23 protein-coding genes and 1 riboswitch are annotated in these 19,678 nt (G+C 59.9%); of the genes, 14 read left to right on the top strand and 9 right to left on the bottom strand.

What is annotated here, in order from left to right; genetic code table 11:
- Positions 1-19: 19 nt before the first annotated feature.
- Both ACR0ER_RS07290 and ACR0ER_RS07285 read left to right on the top strand, forming a co-directional pair.
- The gene (locus ACR0ER_RS07290) at positions 20-433 is read left to right on the top strand and encodes a group III truncated hemoglobin (protein WP_480768352.1); all 414 of its coding nucleotides are present in this window, start codon (positions 20-22) and stop codon (positions 431-433) included.
- Positions 434-578: 145 nt separating this feature from the next.
- Complete coding sequence (locus ACR0ER_RS07285) at positions 579-1,517, top strand: DMT family transporter (RefSeq protein ID WP_480768351.1); 939 nt, start codon at positions 579-581, stop codon at positions 1,515-1,517.
- Between the two features lie 52 nt (positions 1,518-1,569).
- On the opposite strand, the gene ACR0ER_RS07280 is transcribed toward ACR0ER_RS07285, so the two are convergent.
- Positions 1,570-2,682, bottom strand: a complete 1,113-nt coding sequence (locus ACR0ER_RS07280) for an S-(hydroxymethyl)glutathione dehydrogenase/class III alcohol dehydrogenase (RefSeq protein WP_170329739.1) — start codon at positions 2,680-2,682, stop codon at positions 1,570-1,572.
- Positions 2,683-2,812: 130 nt separating this feature from the next.
- Between ACR0ER_RS07280 and ACR0ER_RS07275 the strand changes: the two genes are divergently transcribed.
- Together ACR0ER_RS07275 and ACR0ER_RS07270 are read left to right on the top strand one after the other, a co-directional pair.
- On the top strand, positions 2,813-3,100 hold the full coding sequence (locus ACR0ER_RS07275; protein WP_170329740.1) for an I78 family peptidase inhibitor: 288 nt from the start codon (positions 2,813-2,815) through the stop codon (positions 3,098-3,100).
- A gap of 61 nt (positions 3,101-3,161) precedes the next feature.
- Positions 3,162-4,814: a DUF6504 family protein gene (locus ACR0ER_RS07270; protein WP_480768350.1), complete on the top strand. Its 1,653-nt coding sequence runs from the start codon at positions 3,162-3,164 to the stop codon at positions 4,812-4,814.
- Between the two features lie 17 nt (positions 4,815-4,831).
- On the opposite strand, the gene ACR0ER_RS07265 is transcribed toward ACR0ER_RS07270, so the two are convergent.
- Entirely contained in the window at positions 4,832-5,557 is a 726-nt protein-coding gene (locus ACR0ER_RS07265) for an SDR family NAD(P)-dependent oxidoreductase (RefSeq protein ID WP_480768349.1), read from the bottom strand.
- A 164-nt stretch (positions 5,558-5,721) separates the two neighbouring features.
- Between ACR0ER_RS07265 and ACR0ER_RS07260 the strand changes: the two genes are divergently transcribed.
- The 5 genes from ACR0ER_RS07260 to ACR0ER_RS07240 are packed head-to-tail and all read left to right on the top strand — an operon-like array spanning position 5,722 to position 9,928.
- Positions 5,722-7,056: an NAD(P)/FAD-dependent oxidoreductase gene (locus ACR0ER_RS07260; RefSeq protein WP_480768348.1), complete on the top strand. Its 1,335-nt coding sequence runs from the start codon at positions 5,722-5,724 to the stop codon at positions 7,054-7,056.
- Positions 7,007-7,552, top strand: coding sequence for a hypothetical protein (locus ACR0ER_RS07255; protein ID WP_480768347.1), 546 nt, complete (start codon positions 7,007-7,009; stop codon positions 7,550-7,552). The genes ACR0ER_RS07260 and ACR0ER_RS07255 overlap by 50 nt, the downstream gene beginning before the upstream one ends.
- Positions 7,552-8,775: an MFS transporter gene (locus tag ACR0ER_RS07250; RefSeq protein ID WP_480768346.1), complete on the top strand. Its 1,224-nt coding sequence runs from the start codon at positions 7,552-7,554 to the stop codon at positions 8,773-8,775. The genes ACR0ER_RS07255 and ACR0ER_RS07250 overlap by 1 nt, the downstream gene beginning before the upstream one ends.
- The gene (locus ACR0ER_RS07245; RefSeq protein WP_480768345.1) at positions 8,772-9,389 is read left to right on the top strand and encodes a DUF3833 domain-containing protein; all 618 of its coding nucleotides are present in this window, start codon (positions 8,772-8,774) and stop codon (positions 9,387-9,389) included. The genes ACR0ER_RS07250 and ACR0ER_RS07245 overlap by 4 nt, the downstream gene beginning before the upstream one ends.
- Positions 9,386-9,928: a DUF3833 domain-containing protein gene (locus ACR0ER_RS07240; protein ID WP_480768344.1), complete on the top strand. Its 543-nt coding sequence runs from the start codon at positions 9,386-9,388 to the stop codon at positions 9,926-9,928. The genes ACR0ER_RS07245 and ACR0ER_RS07240 overlap by 4 nt, the downstream gene beginning before the upstream one ends.
- Positions 9,929-9,952: 24 nt before the next feature.
- On the opposite strand, the gene ACR0ER_RS07235 is transcribed toward ACR0ER_RS07240, so the two are convergent.
- The 6 genes from ACR0ER_RS07235 to ACR0ER_RS07210 all read right to left on the bottom strand — a co-directional run bounded on the left by ACR0ER_RS07235 (position 9,953) and on the right by ACR0ER_RS07210 (position 14,068).
- Positions 9,953-11,113 carry an energy transducer TonB family protein gene (locus ACR0ER_RS07235; protein WP_480768343.1) on the bottom strand — a complete coding sequence of 387 codons (1,161 nt, stop codon included), beginning with the start codon at positions 11,111-11,113 and terminating at the stop codon, positions 9,953-9,955.
- Complete coding sequence (locus ACR0ER_RS07230; RefSeq protein WP_480768342.1) at positions 11,110-11,487, bottom strand: ExbD/TolR family protein; 378 nt, start codon at positions 11,485-11,487, stop codon at positions 11,110-11,112. The genes ACR0ER_RS07235 and ACR0ER_RS07230 overlap by 4 nt, the downstream gene beginning before the upstream one ends.
- A complete protein-coding gene (locus ACR0ER_RS07225) occupies positions 11,484-11,816 on the bottom strand; it encodes an ExbD/TolR family protein (RefSeq protein ID WP_480768341.1) in 333 nt (110 codons plus the stop codon). Before ACR0ER_RS07225 ends, ACR0ER_RS07230 begins: the two co-directional genes overlap by 4 nt.
- A gap of 25 nt (positions 11,817-11,841) precedes the next feature.
- Complete coding sequence (locus tag ACR0ER_RS07220) at positions 11,842-12,507, bottom strand: MotA/TolQ/ExbB proton channel family protein (RefSeq protein ID WP_480768340.1); 666 nt, start codon at positions 12,505-12,507, stop codon at positions 11,842-11,844.
- Positions 12,504-12,932 carry a hypothetical protein gene (locus ACR0ER_RS07215; protein ID WP_480768339.1) on the bottom strand — a complete coding sequence of 143 codons (429 nt, stop codon included), beginning with the start codon at positions 12,930-12,932 and terminating at the stop codon, positions 12,504-12,506. Before ACR0ER_RS07215 ends, ACR0ER_RS07220 begins: the two co-directional genes overlap by 4 nt.
- Positions 12,933-13,306: 374 nt before the next feature.
- Positions 13,307-14,068 (bottom strand): DUF3299 domain-containing protein, encoded by a 762-nt coding sequence (locus ACR0ER_RS07210; protein WP_480768338.1) that lies wholly within the window; start codon positions 14,066-14,068, stop codon positions 13,307-13,309.
- Positions 14,069-14,208: 140 nt separating this feature from the next.
- Positions 14,209-14,408: riboswitch (cobalamin riboswitch) on the top strand.
- Between the two features lie 94 nt (positions 14,409-14,502).
- Here ACR0ER_RS07210 and ACR0ER_RS07205 point away from each other — a divergent pair.
- From ACR0ER_RS07205 to ACR0ER_RS07190, 4 genes are read left to right on the top strand one after another with little or no spacing between them, the layout of a single operon-like run.
- The gene (locus ACR0ER_RS07205; RefSeq protein WP_480768337.1) at positions 14,503-14,859 is read left to right on the top strand and encodes a DUF1636 family protein; all 357 of its coding nucleotides are present in this window, start codon (positions 14,503-14,505) and stop codon (positions 14,857-14,859) included.
- Entirely contained in the window at positions 14,856-15,641 is a 786-nt protein-coding gene (locus tag ACR0ER_RS07200) for an ABC transporter ATP-binding protein (RefSeq protein WP_480768336.1), read from the top strand. The genes ACR0ER_RS07205 and ACR0ER_RS07200 overlap by 4 nt, the downstream gene beginning before the upstream one ends.
- A 19-nt stretch (positions 15,642-15,660) precedes the next feature.
- Positions 15,661-16,608: an ABC transporter substrate-binding protein gene (locus ACR0ER_RS07195; protein WP_480768335.1), complete on the top strand. Its 948-nt coding sequence runs from the start codon at positions 15,661-15,663 to the stop codon at positions 16,606-16,608.
- A 1-nt stretch (position 16,609) separates the two neighbouring features.
- Positions 16,610-17,623: a FecCD family ABC transporter permease gene (locus ACR0ER_RS07190; protein WP_480768334.1), complete on the top strand. Its 1,014-nt coding sequence runs from the start codon at positions 16,610-16,612 to the stop codon at positions 17,621-17,623.
- A gap of 280 nt (positions 17,624-17,903) precedes the next feature.
- On the opposite strand, the gene ACR0ER_RS07185 is transcribed toward ACR0ER_RS07190, so the two are convergent.
- Complete coding sequence (locus ACR0ER_RS07185) at positions 17,904-19,109, bottom strand: zinc ABC transporter substrate-binding protein (protein ID WP_480768333.1); 1,206 nt, start codon at positions 19,107-19,109, stop codon at positions 17,904-17,906.
- 56 nt (positions 19,110-19,165) lie between these two features.
- Between ACR0ER_RS07185 and ACR0ER_RS07180 the strand changes: the two genes are divergently transcribed.
- Entirely contained in the window at positions 19,166-19,678 is a 513-nt protein-coding gene (locus ACR0ER_RS07180; RefSeq protein ID WP_480768332.1) for a Fur family transcriptional regulator, read from the top strand.

Raw genomic sequence — 19,678 nt, 5'->3', positions numbered from 1 at the left:
AGTCGAATTCGGTGCTTTCATGACCAGACCAACCCTGCCGCCGCGCTTTCCGGCCACGTCGGACCAGATCAACGCACAGGTCCGCGCCTTTTATGCCCGCGTACGCGAGGACGCAGTGCTGGGACCGGTCTTCAACACCCATGTCACCGACTGGCCCGCGCATGAGGAAAAGATCGCTGCCTTCTGGCGTAACGCCATCCTGTATGAGCGCAGCTATAACGGCAATCCGCAGCAGGTTCATATCGAACGGCCCGACGTGAAACCCGAATTCTTCGCCCATTGGCTGGACCTGTTCGAAGAGGTTGCCTCCGAAACCCTTCCGCCGGAAACGGCCACCCCGTGGGTCGCTCTGGCCCGGCGCATTGGGGTGGGCATGAAGGCCGGTGTGCAATCCGCCCGCCAACCCAAGGACGCGCCGCCGATCCTGCGTTGATCTCACAACATGGCGGCTTTGCCATGTTAGCGGTAAATTAGGGGCTATGCGGGCCGACGAAATGGGTTTACTCAGGGGCAAGACAGCCCCTTTGCGCTGCGCCGGCATAGTGCCACCACACCGATACATCCCCCGAGGCCGATCTATGAGCACTCAGAACACCACCCTTAGGGGCCTTGGCTTTGCGTTTGCGGGCTTTGCTGTCTTTGCCAGCCATGATGCGTTGATCAAAGTGCTGGGCAGCACCTATTCGGTGATGCAGATCATCTTTTTCGCCACGCTGTTTTCCTTTGTGCCGATGGCGGTCACGATCCTGACCGACCGGACCACTGGGAATTTCCTGCCGCACCACCCGTGGCTTGTCCTGATCCGCTCAGCTTTGCTGGTCACCTCGATGGTCTGTGCCTTTTACGCCTTCTCGGTTTTGCCGCTGGCCGAGGTCTATTCACTGCTGTTTGCCTTTCCCCTGTTCGTCACGGTCCTGTCGATCCCCATATTGGGGGAAATCGTGCGCGCCCAACGCTGGGCCGCCGTCGTCGTTGGCCTGATCGGCGTGCTGATCGTCCTGCGCCCCGGAGCAACGGACATCACCCTTGGCCACCTGGCCGCCCTGACTGCAGCGTTTTGCAGCGCGTTAGGCTCTGTTTTGGTACGAAAGATCGGCAATGAGGAACGCTCGGCGGTGCTGATTCTCTATCCGATGCTGCTTGCCATTGTGGTGATGAGCCTTGCGCAGCCCGCCGTCTATCTGCCGCCTTCGCTTCTGCATCTGGCGATGATGGCACTGGTAGGCGTGTTCTCGGTGATCGCGCAACATCTGATCATTCTGGCCTACCGCGCCGCGCCCGCCGGGGTCGTGGCCCCCAGCCAATACAGCCAGATCATCTGGGCTACGTTGTTCGGCATGATCTTCTTTGGCGAGCGCCCGGACGGCTGGGTCGCCGTCGGGGCCAGCGTCATCATCGCATCAGGCGTGTTCGTGGTCTGGCGCGAGAGCCGGGCGAACACGTCGTCGGCGAATACTCCGGTTCTTAGGGTGCGGTCACCGCGGTCGGATACAGGGGCCTCGCGCCCCGGAAAATAAGAAACGGCGCGCCAGACAGCGCGCCGATCAGGAATACCCTTGGCTCGGAGGCTTAATAGATCACAACCGAGCGGATGCTCTCGCCCTTGTGCATCAGGTCAAACCCGTGGTTGATGTCGTCCAGACCCATGGTGTGGGTGATCATCGGGTCGATCTCGATCTTGCCGTCCATGTACCAGTCGACGATCTTGGGCACGTCGGTCCGGCCACGGGCACCGCCGAAGGCGGTACCGCGCCACGAACGACCGGTGACCAGCTGGAACGGGCGGGTCGAGATTTCGGCCCCAGCAGGTGCCACGCCGATGATGATCGATTCACCCCAGCCCTTATGGGCCGATTCCAGCGCGTCGCGCATCACACCGACATTGCCGGTGGCGTCGAATGTGTAGTCTGCGCCGCCCTTGGTCAGGTTGACCAGATAGGGAACCAGATCACCTTCGACCTCTTTGGGGTTCACGAAATCGGTCATGCCGAATTTCGTGGCCATTTCCACTTTGGACGGGTTCAGGTCAACGCCCACGATCTGATCGGCCCCGGCCAGACGCAGGCCCTGGATCACGTTCAGGCCGATACCGCCCAAACCGAACACGATGGCGCGACTGCCGATTTCCACCTTGGCGGTGTTGATCACCGCGCCGATACCGGTGGTCACGCCGCAACCGATATAGCAGATTTTGTCAAACGGCGCGTCCTCACGCACTTTGGCCAGCGCGATTTCCGGCAGAACGGTGTGGTTCGAGAAGGTCGAACAGCCCATGTAGTGCAGGATCGGGTCGCCATCCAGCGTCGAGAACCGGGATGTCCCGTCAGGCATCAGACCCTTACCCTGCGTCTCGCGGATCGCCTGACACAGGTTGGTTTTGGGGTGCAGACAGTATTCACACTCGCGACATTCAGGTGTGTAGAGTGGGATCACGTGGTCGCCCGGCTTCAGGCTGGTCACGCCCGGACCAACTTCGACCACGACGCCCGCACCTTCGTGGCCAAGAATGGCCGGAAACAGGCCCTCGGGGTCGGCGCCCGACAGGGTGAATTCATCGGTATGGCAGATACCGGTGGCCTTAATTTCCACCAGAACCTCGCCCGCCTTGGGGCCTTCGAGGTTCACATCCATCACTTCCAAAGGTTTGCCCGCCTGAACGGCGACGGCGGCACGGGTACGCATGGTGCTTGTCTCCCTGTCTTCTTTGACCCGACCCTGCGTCAAATACAGGGTGTTTTCAACTGCGCTTTCATGGCAGGTTGGCTAAATGTTTGATATTGCAGAAACGACATTGTCACGATGAGGACCGCCAATGCACCGATTTTTTCCGATCCTGATCCTTCTGGCAGCTTGTGCGGACACCAGCATTCCCCAGGACGTTGCCGCCACTTCGGGAAACGCTGCGGTGGATCTGGCCTTTTGCAAGGGCGAGCCGTTTGCTGATGCAGTTGGCCAGTCTGTGTCGACCATTCAAGCCGACCTTCCGGAACGGTCGCGCGTTCTGGGCCCGGATGACATCGCCACGCAGGATTATCGCATCGATCGGCTAAATGTTTACGTGAACGGAGCGGGGACCATTCAGCGCCTGACCTGCGGGTAAGCGTGGACTCGGCAGATGATTCTGCGATAAGAACAAAATGGGAACATTTTGATGTCTGCCGATGCCCAAACGCCGAATACTCTCACTGTGGTTCCCCCGTCTGGGGGCTGAACGGCTGGTCCGCGCTGCGCGGGGCCTGCAGGATGGGCCTTTGGCCGTGGTGGCTGAACAGTCGAACATGCAGGTGATCACCTCGCTAAACGCCGAGGCCCACGCCGCCGGTCTGCGCGTCGGTCAACCGGTGCGCGACGCCCATGCCATGTGTGCGGCACTGGTAACGCGCCCCCGCAACGCCCCGGCCGAGGCTGCATTCCTGACCGCTTTGCGCCGCTGGGCGGGCAAGTTCAGCCCATGGGTAGCTGAGGAGGCTCCGGACGGGCTGATCGTCGACCTGTCCGGCTGCGCGCATCTGTTCGGCGGCGAAGAGGCGCTGCTGAGCGTCCTTGAAACCGACTGCGCCGATATGGGCCTCAGCGTGCAGATGGGCATCGCCGACACGCTGGGCGCGGCCTGGGCCTTGGCGCGTTATGCGGGGCAAGAGGCCACGTCCGACCGCAATGGTGACGCCATCAGCCAAGAGGCGCGCGCCACTCGCGCCCGGGCGGGCAAACGGCGGCACTGGACCAAAGGCGGAGCCGCGCCGCAGGTAATGGCCTTGGGCGGCGGTGCACGCATTGCGGCACCGGGGCAATCCTATGGCGCGCTCAGCCCCCTGCCCATTGCGGCGCTACGGTTGGAGGATCAGGTGGTTGCGCAATTGAACCGTCTGGGTCTGCGCCGGATCGGCGACCTGCTGGGCCAACCCCGCGCCTCGCTGGCGCGGCGGTTTGGGCGCGGGCTGGTACTGCGGCTGGATCAGGCCATGGGCAGCGCGCCCGAGCCGGTTTCCCCTGCTCGTCCGCCGCATCATTTCGCGGTGCGCATGACGCTACCCAACCCGATCGGCCTGACCGAAGACGTGATAGCCGCCATCGACCGGGTGCTGCCGACGCTCTGCACCAAGCTGGAAGAGAAAGGTCGCGGCGTCCGCACCCTGCGGCTTGAGGCGCATCGCGCCGATCAGGCGGCTGAGATCATCGAGGTCGGGCTGGCCCGCCCAACCCATGACAAACACCGCATTCGCCCCTTGCTAGAGATGAAAATTGATCAGATCGACGCGGGCTATGGCATCGACATGCTGCGGCTTGAGGCGATTCAGACCGAACCCATCCACGCCCGCACCATGGCCGGCCATGCCGAGGCCCGTCAGGTGGCGCGCAACCGCCTTGAAGGCAATACCGCCGTGGACGACCTTATCGGCAAGCTGGGTGCGCGGGTCGGCTTGGAGGCGATCACACGGCGCCACCCGGCGGCCTCTCACATCCCCGAAAAAACCGCGCAAACGCTGGCCGCCGCATGGTCGGAACCCGCGCGCGACTGGCCGGTCCCGCCCCGTCCGCGCCCCTTGCAGATGTGGCAACCCGAGCCGGTGATGGCCCCGGAAACCCCGGATGTACCCAGCGCCTTTCGCTGGCGCGGGCGCGACTGGCAACTGGCGCAGGCCACCGGCCCGGAACGGATCGCCCCGGAATGGTGGCTGGACGACCCAAACTGGCGCAGCGGTGTACGCGATTACTGGGTGGTGGTGACCGAACAGGGGGAACGGCTGTGGCTGTTCTACGGCCATGGCGGCACCCTGTCGGCGGGCTGGTTCTGTCAGGGACAGTTTGGCTGAATTGACCTGATTAGGGTCTATTTTCCACGATATACCAGCCAATCTGGCAAATAATCCAGCAATCGGATCACCCAGGAAAACGGGGCCGGAAAATCAGTGCGGAAGCGGCGGCGTGACATGGCTTTGACCACCCGCTCAGCCGCATCCTCAGGGCTCATCAACATCGGCATCCTGAAGTTATTCTTCTCGGTCAGACGGGTTTTGATGAAACCCGGATTGACGATCCGCACCGTTACCCCTGTGCCCCCCAGATCGAACCGCATGGTCTCGGCCAGCGAGATCAGCGCCGCCTTACTGCCCGCATATCCCACTGCCGCTGGCAAACCGCGATAGCCGGACAAGGATCCGATCAGCGTGATATCCCCCCGGCCCGCACGGACGAATCTGCGCACCGTTTCCCCCAGAACCCGCAACGCGCCGGTGTAGTTCACGTCAGTCATTACCAACACGGCCTCGGTATCCCAATCGGCCGAGCGCATCGGCTCATAGGCTCCAGCGTTATAGACCAGCCCGTCTACCTCTCCGGCCTCAACCGCGGCACGGCGCACGGAATCCAGATCGGTCACATCACACGGCACGGCTTGCGCATTGGGGAGGATGGCGCAGATTTCGGCCAGACGGTCGGCATTGCGGGCAGACAGGACCAGATGCGCACCTTGGCGGCTCAGCGCCTCGGCCAGCGCCCGGCCCAGACCCTCGCTGGCACCAATGATCCAATAGGTTTTTCCGTCAAAACTGCTCATGCGCCCGTTCCAGTTGCGTCTCATCTATTACGGACGGGGCAAGGGGTCGGATCACTTCACCAGACGTCAAGACATAGTGCGTTTCAGAAAAACTTCTAATCCGATTGATCCACCCCCGCATATGCTGCGTATCCTGTTGTAAAATGTCGCACAAAGAGGATGGCATGTTCGACGAAACCCGAGGCGTACGCAAGAAAATCGCAGTAGTAGGTGCAGGTATCTCAGGTCTGTCGGCCGCTTACTATCTTTCCGACACCAACGACGTCACCGTTTATGAGGCCGAACCCCGGCTGGGTGGTCACGCCCGCACGGTGATGGCGGGCAAGAACGGCGATCAGCCCGTTGATACCGGCTTCATTGTGTTCAACTACGTTACCTACCCTTATCTGACACGCCTATTTGATGAGTTGAACGTACCGGTCATCGAGTCCGAAATGAGCTTTGGTGCCACCATCGACAACGGCCGCATCGAATACGGCCTGAACAACCTGCGCACACTGACGGCGCAAAAACGCAATCTTGCGCGTCCGGCTTATTATAAGATGATCGCCGACATTTTGCGCTTTGGTAAAGAAGCCCCCGAGGCCGCGCAGGACGATGACACAACGATCGGAGAGTTGGTTGATCAGCTGCGTCTGGGTCATTGGTTCCGTCACAACTACCTGATGCCGATGTGCGGTGCGATCTGGTCTACGCCAGTGGAGTTTGTGGATCAGTTCCCGGCACGCTCGTTGGTGCAGTTCTTCCGCAATCACGCCCTGTTGGCCAGCGGTCGCGCCAACCAGCATCAATGGTACACGGTCAAAGGTGGCAGCATCGAATATGTTCGCCGTGTTGATGCCGCTCTGCGCGCGCGGGGCAGCGAAATTCGTCTGGCCTCGCCCGTGGACCACATACAGCGGGATGAAACCGGTGTTACGGTTCACAGCCAGGGTCAGGCCGATTTGTATGACGAGATCATCCTGGCCACCCATTCTGACCAGTCGCTTGCCATTCTGGGTGAGGCGGCAACGGATGCGGAAAAGGCCGCGTTAGGGTCTATTCGTTACCAGCCCAACACCGCCATTCTGCATTGCGACCCAAGCCAGATGCCGCGCAGGCGGGCCTGCTGGTCCAGCTGGACCTATCGCTCGCAAGCCGGGAATGTGGGGGTCACCTATTGGATGAACCGTTTGCAAAACATTCCGGACAGCGATCCACTGTTCGTTACGCTTAATGCATCATCAGAAATTCCCGCGGATAAAATCTATGACCAGGTCGAGTTTGCCCATCCGGTCTTCGACAAGGCAGCCCTGAAAGCACAAGGGCAAATCCGCGAGATGCAGGGACAGAACCGAACCTGGTTTGCCGGAGCCTACAACCGGCATGGTTTCCACGAAGACGGGATTGCCAGCGCGATGCACGTTGTCGAGCGCTTGAACGGCACCCCGCAAACACTCGGAGCTGAAAATGGCATTCTTGCAAAAGATCCGGCCATCCCTGCCTCGGCCGAAGTATGAATTTCTTCGCCCAGCGCTGCTGTCCCTCTGCCTGCTGACCCCCGGTGGCTTGGCGGCGTCATCCGGCCTGAACGAACTCGACAACCCACAACTGCGCGGCACCGCGACCTTTCGTTATCTCGGGCTTCCGTTGTATGACGCGCAACTGTTCACACCGGACGGTTCTGCGTTCAGTTGGAACCAGGACTTTGGGTTGCAGCTGCAATACCGCCGCAACGTGAGCCAAAAGGCGTTGGTCAACTCGACATTGGATGAGATGCAGCGCATTGGCCGCGCGGCACCTGTACGCGATCAGCTTCAGGCCTGCTTCAAAGCGGTCAAAAAGGGAGATCGCTATCTGGCGGTGTCCGAGGGACCAGACAAAGTTTCGTTCTGGCTGAACGGGCGCAAGACCTGCACAATGTCGTATCCGGGGATAAAGCGCAGCTTCATGTCCGTCTTCTTGGGCGAAAACACCCGCTCCGCCGCCTTTACGCAAAGGCTGCGAGGGCAGTGATGCTGTACCCGCGGGTCAGCCTTTATGCGTTGATGCTGGCTGCGGCGGGTATCCCGCTTTACATCCATCTGCCTCGCTTTGCTGCGGTGAATCTGGGCATTGGGTTGGGGGTGATCGGGACCGTTCTGCTGGTAATCCGCATTGTCGATTTGGTGCAGGACCCGCTGATCGGATGGGCCATCGATCGCTGGCCACGGGCGCAGGTGCTGTTCGCTGCGGCGGCTGCGATTGGGCTGGCTATTGGGTTTCCTTTATTGTTTGGCCTGCCCCAAGGTGTAAGTATCACCTTATTAGTGTCTGTTTTGGTGCTGTTATTCTCGGCCTATAGCCTCGGAACAATTCTACTCTATGGCCGCAGCGCAACGCTGGCTAAACAGGCTGACGCCAAAGAACTAATGACGCTGGCCGCGTGGCGCGAGGGTGGGCAACTGACCGGAGTGATCCTTGCCGCCAGCGCTCCCGCCTTGTTCGTGGCATTCGGGGCGAGCGCGCAAGGGTATCCTGCCTTTGGGTTGTTTCTGGGTCTGCTGGGCGTCCTGACACTGGTGCTGACCTTCCCGATCTGGCGTCGTACCCCGATCACTGGTCAGGGGTTATCTTTCGCCGGGCTGGGTCAGGCTGGAGCGCTACGCCTTCTGTTTTTGGCGTTGGTCAACAGCCTGCCGGTGGCCATCACCTCTACGCTGTTTCTGTTTTTTGTTGAGGACCGCCTGCAACTGCCCGGAAAGGCCGGGCCGCTGCTGATCCTGTTCTTCCTCAGCGCCGGGGCAAGCGTGCCACTCTGGGCCAAGCTCAGCAACCGGATTGGCCCAAAACAGACCCTGATGATCGCCATGCCGCTGTCGATCGCGGGTTTTATTGGGGCTGCCACTTTGACGGCCGGTAACCTGACCGGATTTGCGGTGATCTGCCTGACATCCGGTGCGGCGCTAGGGGCGGATATGGTCGTGCTGCCTGCCATGTTCTCAGTAGTGCTGACACGCGCCGGGCTAAATGCCTCGGCCGCCTTCGGTATCTGGTCCTTCGCGGGCAAGTTGGGTCTCGCACTTGCCGCCTTTTTCACTCTGCCGCTGCTGGAACGTAGCGGGTTCACTCCGGGGCAGACAAACTCGGCCGAGGCGTTGCGTACACTCAACTTCGCCTATGCCGTGCTGCCCTGCATCCTGAAACTCGGCGCGTTCGGGCTGGTCCTGACGCTGCCAACGGAGGTCTCAGCCAAATGACTGTCATCGCCACCCTTCTGCTCGCCATCCTTATCCTGATTGTCGCCCAGCGCCGGTTCCTAAGCTTCCGGTCGCAGGTGCCAACGGACTACGCAGCCACCGGGCCTGCGTTCAAAATGAAGGAAAACCTGAACGGAGAAATCCTGTCCGAAGGGCTGATCTATGGGCCCAATGGCAAAATGTCGAACAGCTTTGTCGCCCGTATGGTTGGCCAATGGGACGGCAATACCGGTACGCTATCCGAGTATTTCACCTATTCCAACGGTAAGGAGATGACCCGCAAATGGTATCTGACGCTGGGCACCGGAAATACGTTTACAGCCACGGCGGACGACATCGTGGGCGAGGGTCACGGCACCATCTCCGGTTCCACCGTCAAGCTGACCTACCGGATCATCCTTCCCGCGGATGCGGGCGGACACACTCTGGACGTCACCGATTGGATGTACCTGACGGAGAACGGCGTGATCATGAATCGCTCCGAGATGCGCAAATTTGGCCTCAAAGTCGCTGAACTGGTCGCCACAATGCGCCCTGCGCCCGAGGCGAAGCCGGCCCATGTCAGCGGATCGAACGGTTACGACGCGACGGCCGAAACAAGGACGTTGCAATGATCACCCGCCGGTTTCTGATCTCGGCCCTCGCCATTCTCGGACTTGCCGCGCTGGCGGCTTGTTCGGCCAAGCCGCGCGTGCCCAAGTCCTTCCTGTCCGACCGGCAACTGAACCTTGAGGAGTTTTTTGAAGGCAAAACCGTCGCCTATGGTCAGTTTCAGGATGTGTTGGGCAATGTGCCCCGCCGGTTCACCGTCGAGATTGACGGTACATGGGATGGTAAAACCCTGACGCTGGTCGAGGATTTCGTCTATGACGACGGAGCTACCGAACAACGCATCTGGACCTTGACCAAAACCGGCGAGGATACATGGACCGGCACCGCTCCGGGCGTGTTAGGCACCGCCAGCGGAGTTGAACGCGGCGATACATTCAACTGGAAGTACAAGATCGACCTACCCGTGAAAGACGGCACCATGCGGGTGAATTTCGATGATTGGATGTGGCTGCTGAGTGACGACCGGCTGCTGAACCGCGCCTACGTCTCTCGCTATGGCGTGCGGCTGGGTGAGGTTATTCTGTTCTTCGAAAAGCACTAGGGCAAACCATCCGCACCTAAACCTTCAGTTACTGGTATAAAAGAAGGACAGCTTTCGGCTGACGCCTCCAGGTGGTTTTGGGAAGGGTGAGGCCGCGCGGACTTGCGCCTTGGCTGCGCGCTCGACTTCGGACGTGCCACTGCTGTCCACAACGTCAACCCAGGCCAATGTGCCATCCGCGTTGATCTCGAAAAAGACCTTCGCAAAGCCCCGAGCGGACGTGTAGACAATCGGTGCGCGGTTCAGGTGAACCAGAACCCGCCCGGCATAGTTGGTTCTATCCGAGTTTCCGGGCCCACGCCCGCCCGATCGCGCGCCGCTGTCGCCCGAGGTGAATGAATCAACGCCGCGACGCTGATAAGTGGTGAGAGGCGACTCGATTTCGCGTGTTGGAAACCGCAGATCGCTGAAATCCCGTGCCCCGCGTAACGTACCCACAGATTCAGGTTGCGACCGACGATCCGGCAGGCGTGGACGAATCGAAGAGGTCAGCGCCTGCTCCGACTCCTCGCTGTTTTCTTCTGCGTCGGGCACTGGCTCAGTCGGGGTGGCGGGGATATCGGCCTCGATCGCCTCGCTTTCAGAAGGCACGACCGGCACAACCGACGGAACGGGGTTTTCCGCTGGTTCGGGCAAAGCGGCTATCTGCTCAGCTTCGGTGAGTTCGGGTGCGGCGGGGGTTTCCTCTTCCGGTTCTGTGGCTTCGGGGCTGCCTTCGGGCGTTTCGGCAACCTCAGTTTCCTCGACCGGCGGGGTCTCCTCCACCTCATCGCTGGCGGATTTGTCACCATCCGTCGTGTCCTGTGTTTCCGGAGCCTCGGCATCGATCGGTTCAGGGGCGACTGGCTGCAGGATTTCGGACGTGCCGGTGTCGGGTGCATAGGTCTGCTGCGGGTTGTCCGAAGCTACATGCACCTCACTGATCGGAATCTCCTCCGGTTCAGGCGCCGGTTCCAATGGTTCCTCCACCGGGGGTTCCGGAGCCTCAGGCGGTTCAACTTCTACCGGTTCGGCGACAGACTCCACAAGGTCTTCGAAACTGTTGCTCAGCTCGACGGAGTCCCCCCGACCTGCGTTATCCGGCTGCTGAGCCAGTCTGGGCGCGGTCAGGCTTAACCCCATCAGGTGCAGCAGCAAGGACAGCAGCGCCGCAAGGACAGCGATGACGACCGAACCCCGGATCATTCCAGCGCCTTCTCGGTCACGACAAACACCGATGCCGCGCCAAGCTGGCGCAGCTCGCCGGTGACCTCAATCAGTCGCGCGCCCGAGGCTTCACGATCCGGAACGATCCGCACTGGCCCGGGGTCGCGCCCGGCCATATAGGCTTCCGGCTCCACAGGTGTACCGCGAAAGCTGAGTGTACCATCCCGGTGCAACACCAGCGCGTCTGGCGGCTCACGGCCTTCCAGCTCGGACGTGTCGACCAGGTTCAGGTCGGGGTCCAGCGGAGTGGCCACCGTACCTGCGATCAGAAAGAAGATCAGCATCAGGAACACGACGTTGATCAGCGCTATGGTCGAGTCGCGTTTGCGGCGGGGGCGGCTACGGCGGATCATTCCAGCACCAACACGCTCAGACCTTCACGCCCGCGCAGCAGGACCAGCAGGTCCACCAGACGCTGCGCTGTCGTATCAGTATCGAGGTTGACCAACACCTGCCCAGTGGTCACCTGCGCCGTCAATTCATCCAGCGTGACCGGCGTGCCGTTCAGATACAGCCGGTCTTCGCCCAGCTGGACAAAGGCACGGTCTTGCGGCGCATCCGTCGAGGCCCCTCCGGTCGTGGCGTTACTCATCTCGATCTCGCCGTATTTCGAAAAAGTCGAGGTCAGCATAAAGAACAGCAACAACAGAAAGATCACGTCGATGAGCGGTGTCATCGCCATGGGTCGTCTGACAAAGGGTGCGAGGTTACGCATGTCCGGGCGTGGCCGCCATGGGTTGGGCATCTTCGGCCAGCGGGATCGCCTGCCCCGGCACCAAAACCGTGCGAAGCGCCTTGTCGGCAAACACCCGTTCACGTGCGGTGCGGCTTTCGAACCAAGACAGCACCATCGAGGTCGGCATTGCCACCGCCAGACCAACAGCGGTGGTCACCAGCGCCACCCAGATACCGCCCGCCAGCAGCGACGGATCAACCGAAGAGCCCGCAGATTGCAAGCTGCGGAACGCGTCGATCATGCCCAGAACAGTGCCGAACAACCCTAACAGGGGGGCCAATTGCGCCACGGTATCGAGCAGGCGAAAACCGCGCTCAAGACCAGCCAGCGCCAGCCCCGCCTCGGCGTCCAGCCGCTGATCCAAACCGGGTGCGTCCGGTGCGTCCATCGCAACGCCGACCAGCGGCGCAAGGTAGCTGTGGCTTTTGGCCAGGCGCGCGCGGGCGGTCTGTTCGTCACCGGCGTCCCAGGCCTCCAATGCCTGTGACAGCACCCGATGCCGCCCAACGCCCGAGGCCGCGAATTGCCAGAGCTTGTAAAGTGTGACCGCCAACGTCACCACGGACATGGCGATCAGGATGGCAACCACCGGCCCACCAAGGGCCAGGATTTCACGCAGCGCGTCAAGAAAACTCATCCCAAAAGCTCCACTTCTGTTCGGCTGTTCAAGGTCGGTGTCTCATCACATAGATCGCTGTCGGTGCCGCCGACTTTGCAATTGCTCACACCGTTGATCAGAACACGCCCAATGTTTTCGCAGGTGGTATCGCGGATATCAAACTGACGCACCCGAGGACGTTTTGCCGGCAGATCCCGAAATCCGAAAAGCGTGACGCGTTCGAAAACACCTGCGGCATCGAAAATCACCACTTGATAGCTGGCAGAGTCGATCGACGTTGAGGTTTCATTTTCGACCAGAAATGTTAGGCGGCAAGCCCCTTCCATCTCTTCCACTGCGTTCAACTCGACCATCAGGCCCGGCGCGTCTTCTTCGGTTTGGGCCTGTGCCATAAACGGCAGCGCGCAAACGATGGCGGCAAGGGCCGAACGGTGAAACTTCATAGACACGCTCCCGATTGTTCAGCGCAGGCAGGGCTTTGGCGGCGCTGTTCCTGTCATATCCAAGACCGTCGGGGCACGAAAGGTTAGCCGACATTTTAGTGATAAAGGGTGTTTCACAACGCCTTCAACCCCACCTCAGCCTGTCGTCCGGGTAAGGGACCCGTTCCTAAAGTAGATCTGCCCGGTTTTCTTGAACCTTCACGCAGATCAAGAAACGCTGCAATTGGCTGAACTTGATCTCGAGTTTCGGCGCAAATCGCGTTTCCATGGCTTTCGAAATCCTGCAGCAAAGGCGGGGCCGTTACGTTCCGTCGAAAAGATCGTATCCAAAGTTTTTTGGGTTGCCCCATCAGTGCTGCTTACCGCCTTCCAAATTACGGCTGACCAGCCCCACCAGTTTTGCGATCACCTGCCGCCCGGATGCGGTCAGCCGGGCTTTGCGTCCATTCCAACCCATCAGTTTGCACCTCCAGCGTCTCAACGCTTTCAGTGTCCAGTCGGAAGGTTGCGCGCATCGGCATAAAACCATCGACAACCATCATGCTTTGTTCCGATGGGTCGACGACCAGCTTTCCGGTCAAACGTACGGGTTCGTGGTAATAGCTGGGTGCCCAGTCACCGTTCAGCCGCACCCGTATCATCTGATTGGGCGGCGGCGGAGGAAGGTGACTGCACATACCGCGCTGAGGCACCAAATAGGCTATGGAGCGCCCGTCCGCATCGGGCGGGGCCGGAATGGCAAAACCCGCCAATGTCACTGTTTGATTATCGAATTTAGGGTTTCCCGCTGTACCGGCGCGCTTTCGGCGTTGGGCCACGACATGTCGCTGCTCCAGCAACCAGTCGACATCGATTCCGTCCCCTTCCAAAGCCCCTTCTGTCTCAACCAGAAGTTCTTGCCACTTAAGACGTTCTTCGACACTGCCTACATCTTGCTGCAGCCTGCCCCGCAGACGCACAACGAAAAGCACATCGTCAAACTGTTCCGGACTGAGATCGCGATACGGATCTTCGAATACCTGCGCAGACGGGTCGGGCAAGTCGGACCATTCCAGTGCAGCCCCCGGGGCCGCCATTGCGTATGGACCGCACAGGGCCAGTGCCAGAATCGTCATAAGAGGAAACCAATATCGCATGATCGGATTCTACCGCTCTGCCGGGCTCATTCCAGTGGGTTTTTGTCGAAACCGTCCATCGCAGAGCGCGCGCCCTACTTCAGGACTTACCGGTCAACAAAGGAACAAAAAATTTTATATTGACGCATTGGGCGATCTCGGGCAGTCATTCTGGCGATGGTTCCCCGTATTGGGGATGAAAAGGGAATACGGTGAGGTCCGCCAACTGGCACCAACTCCGTAACTGCCCCCGCAACTGTAAGCGGTGAGCAATGCCAAAACACCACTGGCCGCAAGGCTGGGAAGGTCGGCAAAGCGATGACCCGCAAGTCAGGAGACCTGCCATCTCGAATTCAACCAACCCGGGGCGGGGCGTCCTGGAAGGAGGCAAAGTGACGAAATCGTTACGTTATTACATTGCAATAAACTCGCCTCGGCAATAGACGGAGCGGGTAATGGCAAACACTCCCGAACACTGCCTGCTGATTTGTGAAACCTGCAAAGGTTCGGACGCGGCGCGTTTAATCCAAAAGGCACTGACAGATCGACTGCCCTGTGGCTACTCCGTACATTCGGTGTCGTGCATGGCAGGTTGTGACCGGCCCATAACCGTCGGCTTTCAGGCTGTTGGCAAAGCACAATACTTGTTTGGGGATATCCAAACCTCGCAAGATGTCGACGCTCTGGCCGATTTCGCGCGGCAATTCCACGCCAGTGGCGACGGCTGGACAAATGCCACAGACCGTCCGCGTGCCTTGCTCAACAAGACCCTGGCCCGCATGCCAAGGTTGAACGTGGAGGAGCGCTCATGACGGACCCTGCGTTTCTGGTCGCGCGTGACCTCGAATACTACGCGCTCAACGGCGATGTTTTGCTGCAGGGTGCATCGTTTGAACTGGACAGGGGCGCAATCCTGGCCATTGCCGGACCGAACGGGGCCGGGAAGACCACACTTCTGAACCTGCTCTGCGGCGCGGCCGAACTGGTTCTGGGCGATGTTCTGGTCAACGGGCGCAGCCTGAAACAGATGTCCGCATCCGAGCGCGCCCGCATGATCGCCGTTGTCAGCCAGCAGGAATTCCCGGACGGTCGTCTGCTGCTGCGGGATTATGTTGCCCTGGGTCAGATTCCGATCCGGTCCGACCGATCTGCCGACGCCCACGCGGCCGAGCTGGATCGGATACTGGACCTGACCGGGCTGACCGCACTGGCAGGCAAACGGATGGCCCTGCTGTCCGGCGGTGAGCGTCAGAGGGCGCACATCGCCCGGGCACTAGCGCAGAACCCGTCGCTGCTATTCCTGGATGAGCCCACCAATCATCTGGACCCGGATGCCAAGGGGCGGATGCTGTCGCTGGTGGCCGAGCTTGGCATCACCGTGGTCATGATCGTGCATGACCTCGTCATGATACCCGAATTCGCCACCCATGTGGCGCTGATGAAATCCACACGCCTGACCAGTTTCGGCCCTGTGGCCGAGGTGCTGACACCCGCGCATGTACGCGACACGTTCGGCGTTGATTACCTGTGTTTCCAGCACGAAGGCCGGGTGATCCCGGCGCTGGATATCCGAAGAACTCCCGTCTCAAACTAAAGTTAAGGAAACTCCCCCAATGAAGCAAATCTGGTCTGCGGCCCTGATCACCGCCGTGGCAGGCGGCGCCTTTGCGCATGAGGTGACGGTCGACAATTGCGGCGCGCCGCTGGTTTTTGAGACCCAACCCGAACGGCTGGTCGTGCATGACATGAACATGACCGACATGGCCTTTGTGCTGGGTCTACAAGACAAGATCGTGGGTCTGACCGGCATCACCGGCTGGTACAAAACCAGTCCGGAATTCGACACCCTGCGCGGTGACATCCCCGAGCTTGCGCCGAAATATCCGACCGTTGAAAACCTTGTCGCGGTTGAACCCGACCTGTTCTTTGCCGGTTGGTATTATGGCATGAAGCCCGGTGGCGACGTCACGCCCGACACGCTGGAGCCTTTTGGCATCAAGACTATGATTCTGACTGAAAGCTGCGTGCATCTGGACAAGGATCGCCCCCAGGCCAGCATGGATCTGCTGTTTGACGACGTGCTGCGTCTGGGCAAAGTGATGCATGTCGAAGACAAGGCAGAAGAACTGGTCGATGGCTGGAAAGAGGAACTGGCAGCCATCGAAGCGCAAACCGCCGAACTGCCGAAACCCCGTGTGTTCCTGCTGGATGGCCCGGCCGACGCGCCCTTCACCGCGGGCAAATTCGCTATCCCCGACGCGATGATCGCGGCTGCGGGCGGCGAGAACGTTACCCATGATATGGAAACCAGCTGGGGCCGCACTTCGTGGGAGGCCGTCGCTGCCGCAAACCCGGAATTCCTGGTGCTGCTGGACTATCAAACCGGCAATGGCGCGGAGGATACGTTCAAGTTCCTTCAGGAACACCCGGTGATGTCGCAGACCGATGCGGTCAAGAACGAACGCTGGATCGGCCTACGGTACGAGGAACTGACCCCCGGACCAGCGAACATCGAGGCGATCTCGAAAATGGCCCAAGCCATGCACCCGGGCATCAACTGATATGGGCCGATTGGGCCTGGTTCTGATTTTGGGGGCGGTCATTCTGGCCGCCCTCTTGCTGATTTCGACCGTCTACGGCACCACACCCATCCCCGCGCGGGATGCGTTTGATGCGGTGTTGCTGGGTACTGGTCTGGCGGACGGAGATATGTCCGCACTGCACCGGATCGTGTTCGATCTACGTTTGCCCCGTGCTCTGTTCGCGGCCGTCATCGGCGCCGGGCTTGGCCTTGTCGGCGTCGTTCTACAGACCACCACCCGCAACGATCTGGCCGACCCCTTCCTGTTCGGCCTGTCCTCGGGCGCGGCGGCCGGAGCGGTTTTCGTCATAACCGTGACCGGCGATATTCTGGGTTTCTGGACTTTGCCACTGGCGGCGTTCTGCGGTGGCCTTGTGGCGTCCGGTATCGTGCTGGCGCTGGTGCATGCCTTGCGCACAAGCGCGCCTGAAAAACTAATTCTGGCCGGTCTGGCGGTTTCCTTCCTGTTCTCGGCCATCACCAATTATCTGATTTTCGCTGGCGACAGCCGTGCCGCTCATTCGGTGATCTTCTGGATGCTGGGCGGGTTGGGTTTGGCCCGGTGGGAGACCTTCCCACTGGTCTGCGTCGGCCTGCTGCTGATCCTGTCTTATTCGCTGTATCGCAGCCGCTGGCTGGACGCCCTGCTGACCGGGGATCTAACCGCCTCAACGCTGGGCGTACCTGTGCGAGGGCTGCGGTTCAGCATGTTCTTTGTTGCGGCCCTTGCGACCGCAGTCTTCGTCTCGGTCGCCGGGGTGATCGGCTTTGTCGGCCTGATGGTGCCTCATATTGCCCGAGGCATCGCCGGACCGCTACACAACCGGTTGTTGCCAACCGCCGCAATCGTCGGCGCAGCGCTTCTGACAGGCTCGGACATAATCAGCAGGCTTCTGCTGGCACCGCAGGAGTTACCGGTAGGAATCGTAACAACCTCGATTGGCTCAGTCTTTGTGTTTTTGCTGCTGTTCAGAACAGCGAAGGCCCGACACTAACTCCGACTTCATCGCAATTCAGTCCAGCGTCGCGGAATCCACTCACGACTTCTATTTGTGTGTGACTTTATGGAGATCAAAGGACGCAGAACGCAAATTGTCCAAATGACCCTAGTCGTTGATCGAAATCATTGAAAAGTATGAAATTTTCAAATGCGCACTGCCTGAGAGCGTCAGGGACATCGCTGTCACATGAAACACAAGAACCAATTACCTGCGTTGTCCCTGACGGAGTTTGGCCCGGTCGATGTTTCAAATTCGACCGGGCCCGTCTTTCAGGTTAAAGGCACTCTGCCAGTGTCTTTGCCATATTGCGGATAACTTGTGGGTAGAGCGCCACTCCGGGTTCCAGATCAGACCCAAGCGGATCGATCACGCCAGTATTGGCTTCGGTTCCATCCAGAACAGTAGCGACAATCCCGGAGTCGAACTGCGGTTCTGCCAGCACGCAATCGACGCCTTCTTCGCGAATACGGCCCTGAATTTCAGCGATGCGCGCAGGGCTCGGGTCAACTGCATCACCTACTGAAATCGCGCCAGAGGCCGGGAAGTCGAATGCATCCTCGAAGTATTGGTAGGCATCGTGGAACACGACGAAGCTGCCGCCACGGACAGGCTCCAGAGTTTCAGCCACTTCGGCAGACAGCGCAGCCATTTCTTCGCGCGCAGCCGCCGCGTTTGCAAAATACGCGCCCGCGTTGTCAGGGTCAGCCGCCGACAGTTGCGCCGCGATCAGGTTCAACCAGGTTTCCGCATTTGCCGGAGACAGCCAGGCATGCGGGTCATGTTCGCCATGTGCGTGACCTTCATGGTCGTCGTGCCCGTCGTGGTCGGCATGATCTTCGTGGTCATGATCGTCATGTTCTTCATGGTCAGCATGGTCCTCGTGATCATCATCCTTGGCGTGATCATCGTGGTCATGCTCGTCTTCATGCGCATGCTCTTCCTCATGACCGTGGTCATCATGGCCCTTGTCTTCAGCATGCTCATCATGATCGTGTTCATCGTGACCATGTTCGTCTTCGTGTTCATGCTCACCGTCCTCGGCATGCTCGTCGCCATGGTCGTGGTCGTCATGGTCATCGTGGTCGGCGTGGTCTTCGTGATCCTCATGATCATGCGCTTCGAACAAAGCGCTTTCACGGAAATCCAAAAGAACGGTGCCGTCCGATTCAAGCAAGCTCGTAACGGTTGCGCCATCTGCCAGGGTTCCAACCGCGTCTTCCAGCCAAGGCGTCAGATCTTCACCGATCCAGAACACCAGGTCCGCCTCTTGCAGTGCAGAGGCCTCCGAGGGACGCAGGTTGTATTCATGGGGCGACGCGCCCGGCGGGATAATAAGGTCAGGCGTTCCAACACCTTCCATAACGCGGGCCACCAGCGAATGAACTGGCGCGATATCGACCGCAACCTTAGGTACTTCAGCCATGGCCGTTCCGCCCATAAGCGCAGCCGAGATAGATAGTGGGAGAAGCTTTCTGGACATCAGACCCTCTGTGTGATTTTATAACATTATGAGCCGCATACATGATATGGAATAACATGACAAGTGACGCACACCCCATACCGGTGGACGATTCAGCCCCGGTCGGGTTTCAGAAACATGACCACGAGCATTGCGTCGAGACCGCGCTGGCCACGGCGGAAGCGCGCTGCAAAGAAGAAGGGCTGCGCCTTACCCCGGTTCGCCGCAAGGTTCTGGAGATGCTGCTGCAAGAGCATCGCGCGCTTGGGGCTTATGCCATTCTTGATCGTTTGCGTGACGAAGGGTTTGGGTCTCAACCTCCGGTCGCTTATCGCGCCCTCGACTTCCTTGTCCAAAACGGCTTCGTGCATAAAATCGAGCGTTTAAATGCATTCGTCGCCTGTTCGCATCCCGGTGCAGCGCATTCCCCGGCTTTCATGATCTGCAGAAAATGCGATGCCGTGGCCGAAGCGCAATCGGCGCCGGCCAAAGGCGTTCTGGGTGCGGCTGCGCGTGCAGCGGGTTTCGAGATTGAGCGAACGGTTGTAGAAGCCGAGGGACTCTGCCCGGACTGCACCGAAAAGGCGTAG

This window comes from Ruegeria sp. CH8 (assembly GCF_056536985.1).
This window is presented reverse-complemented; position numbering and strand designations above follow the sequence as displayed.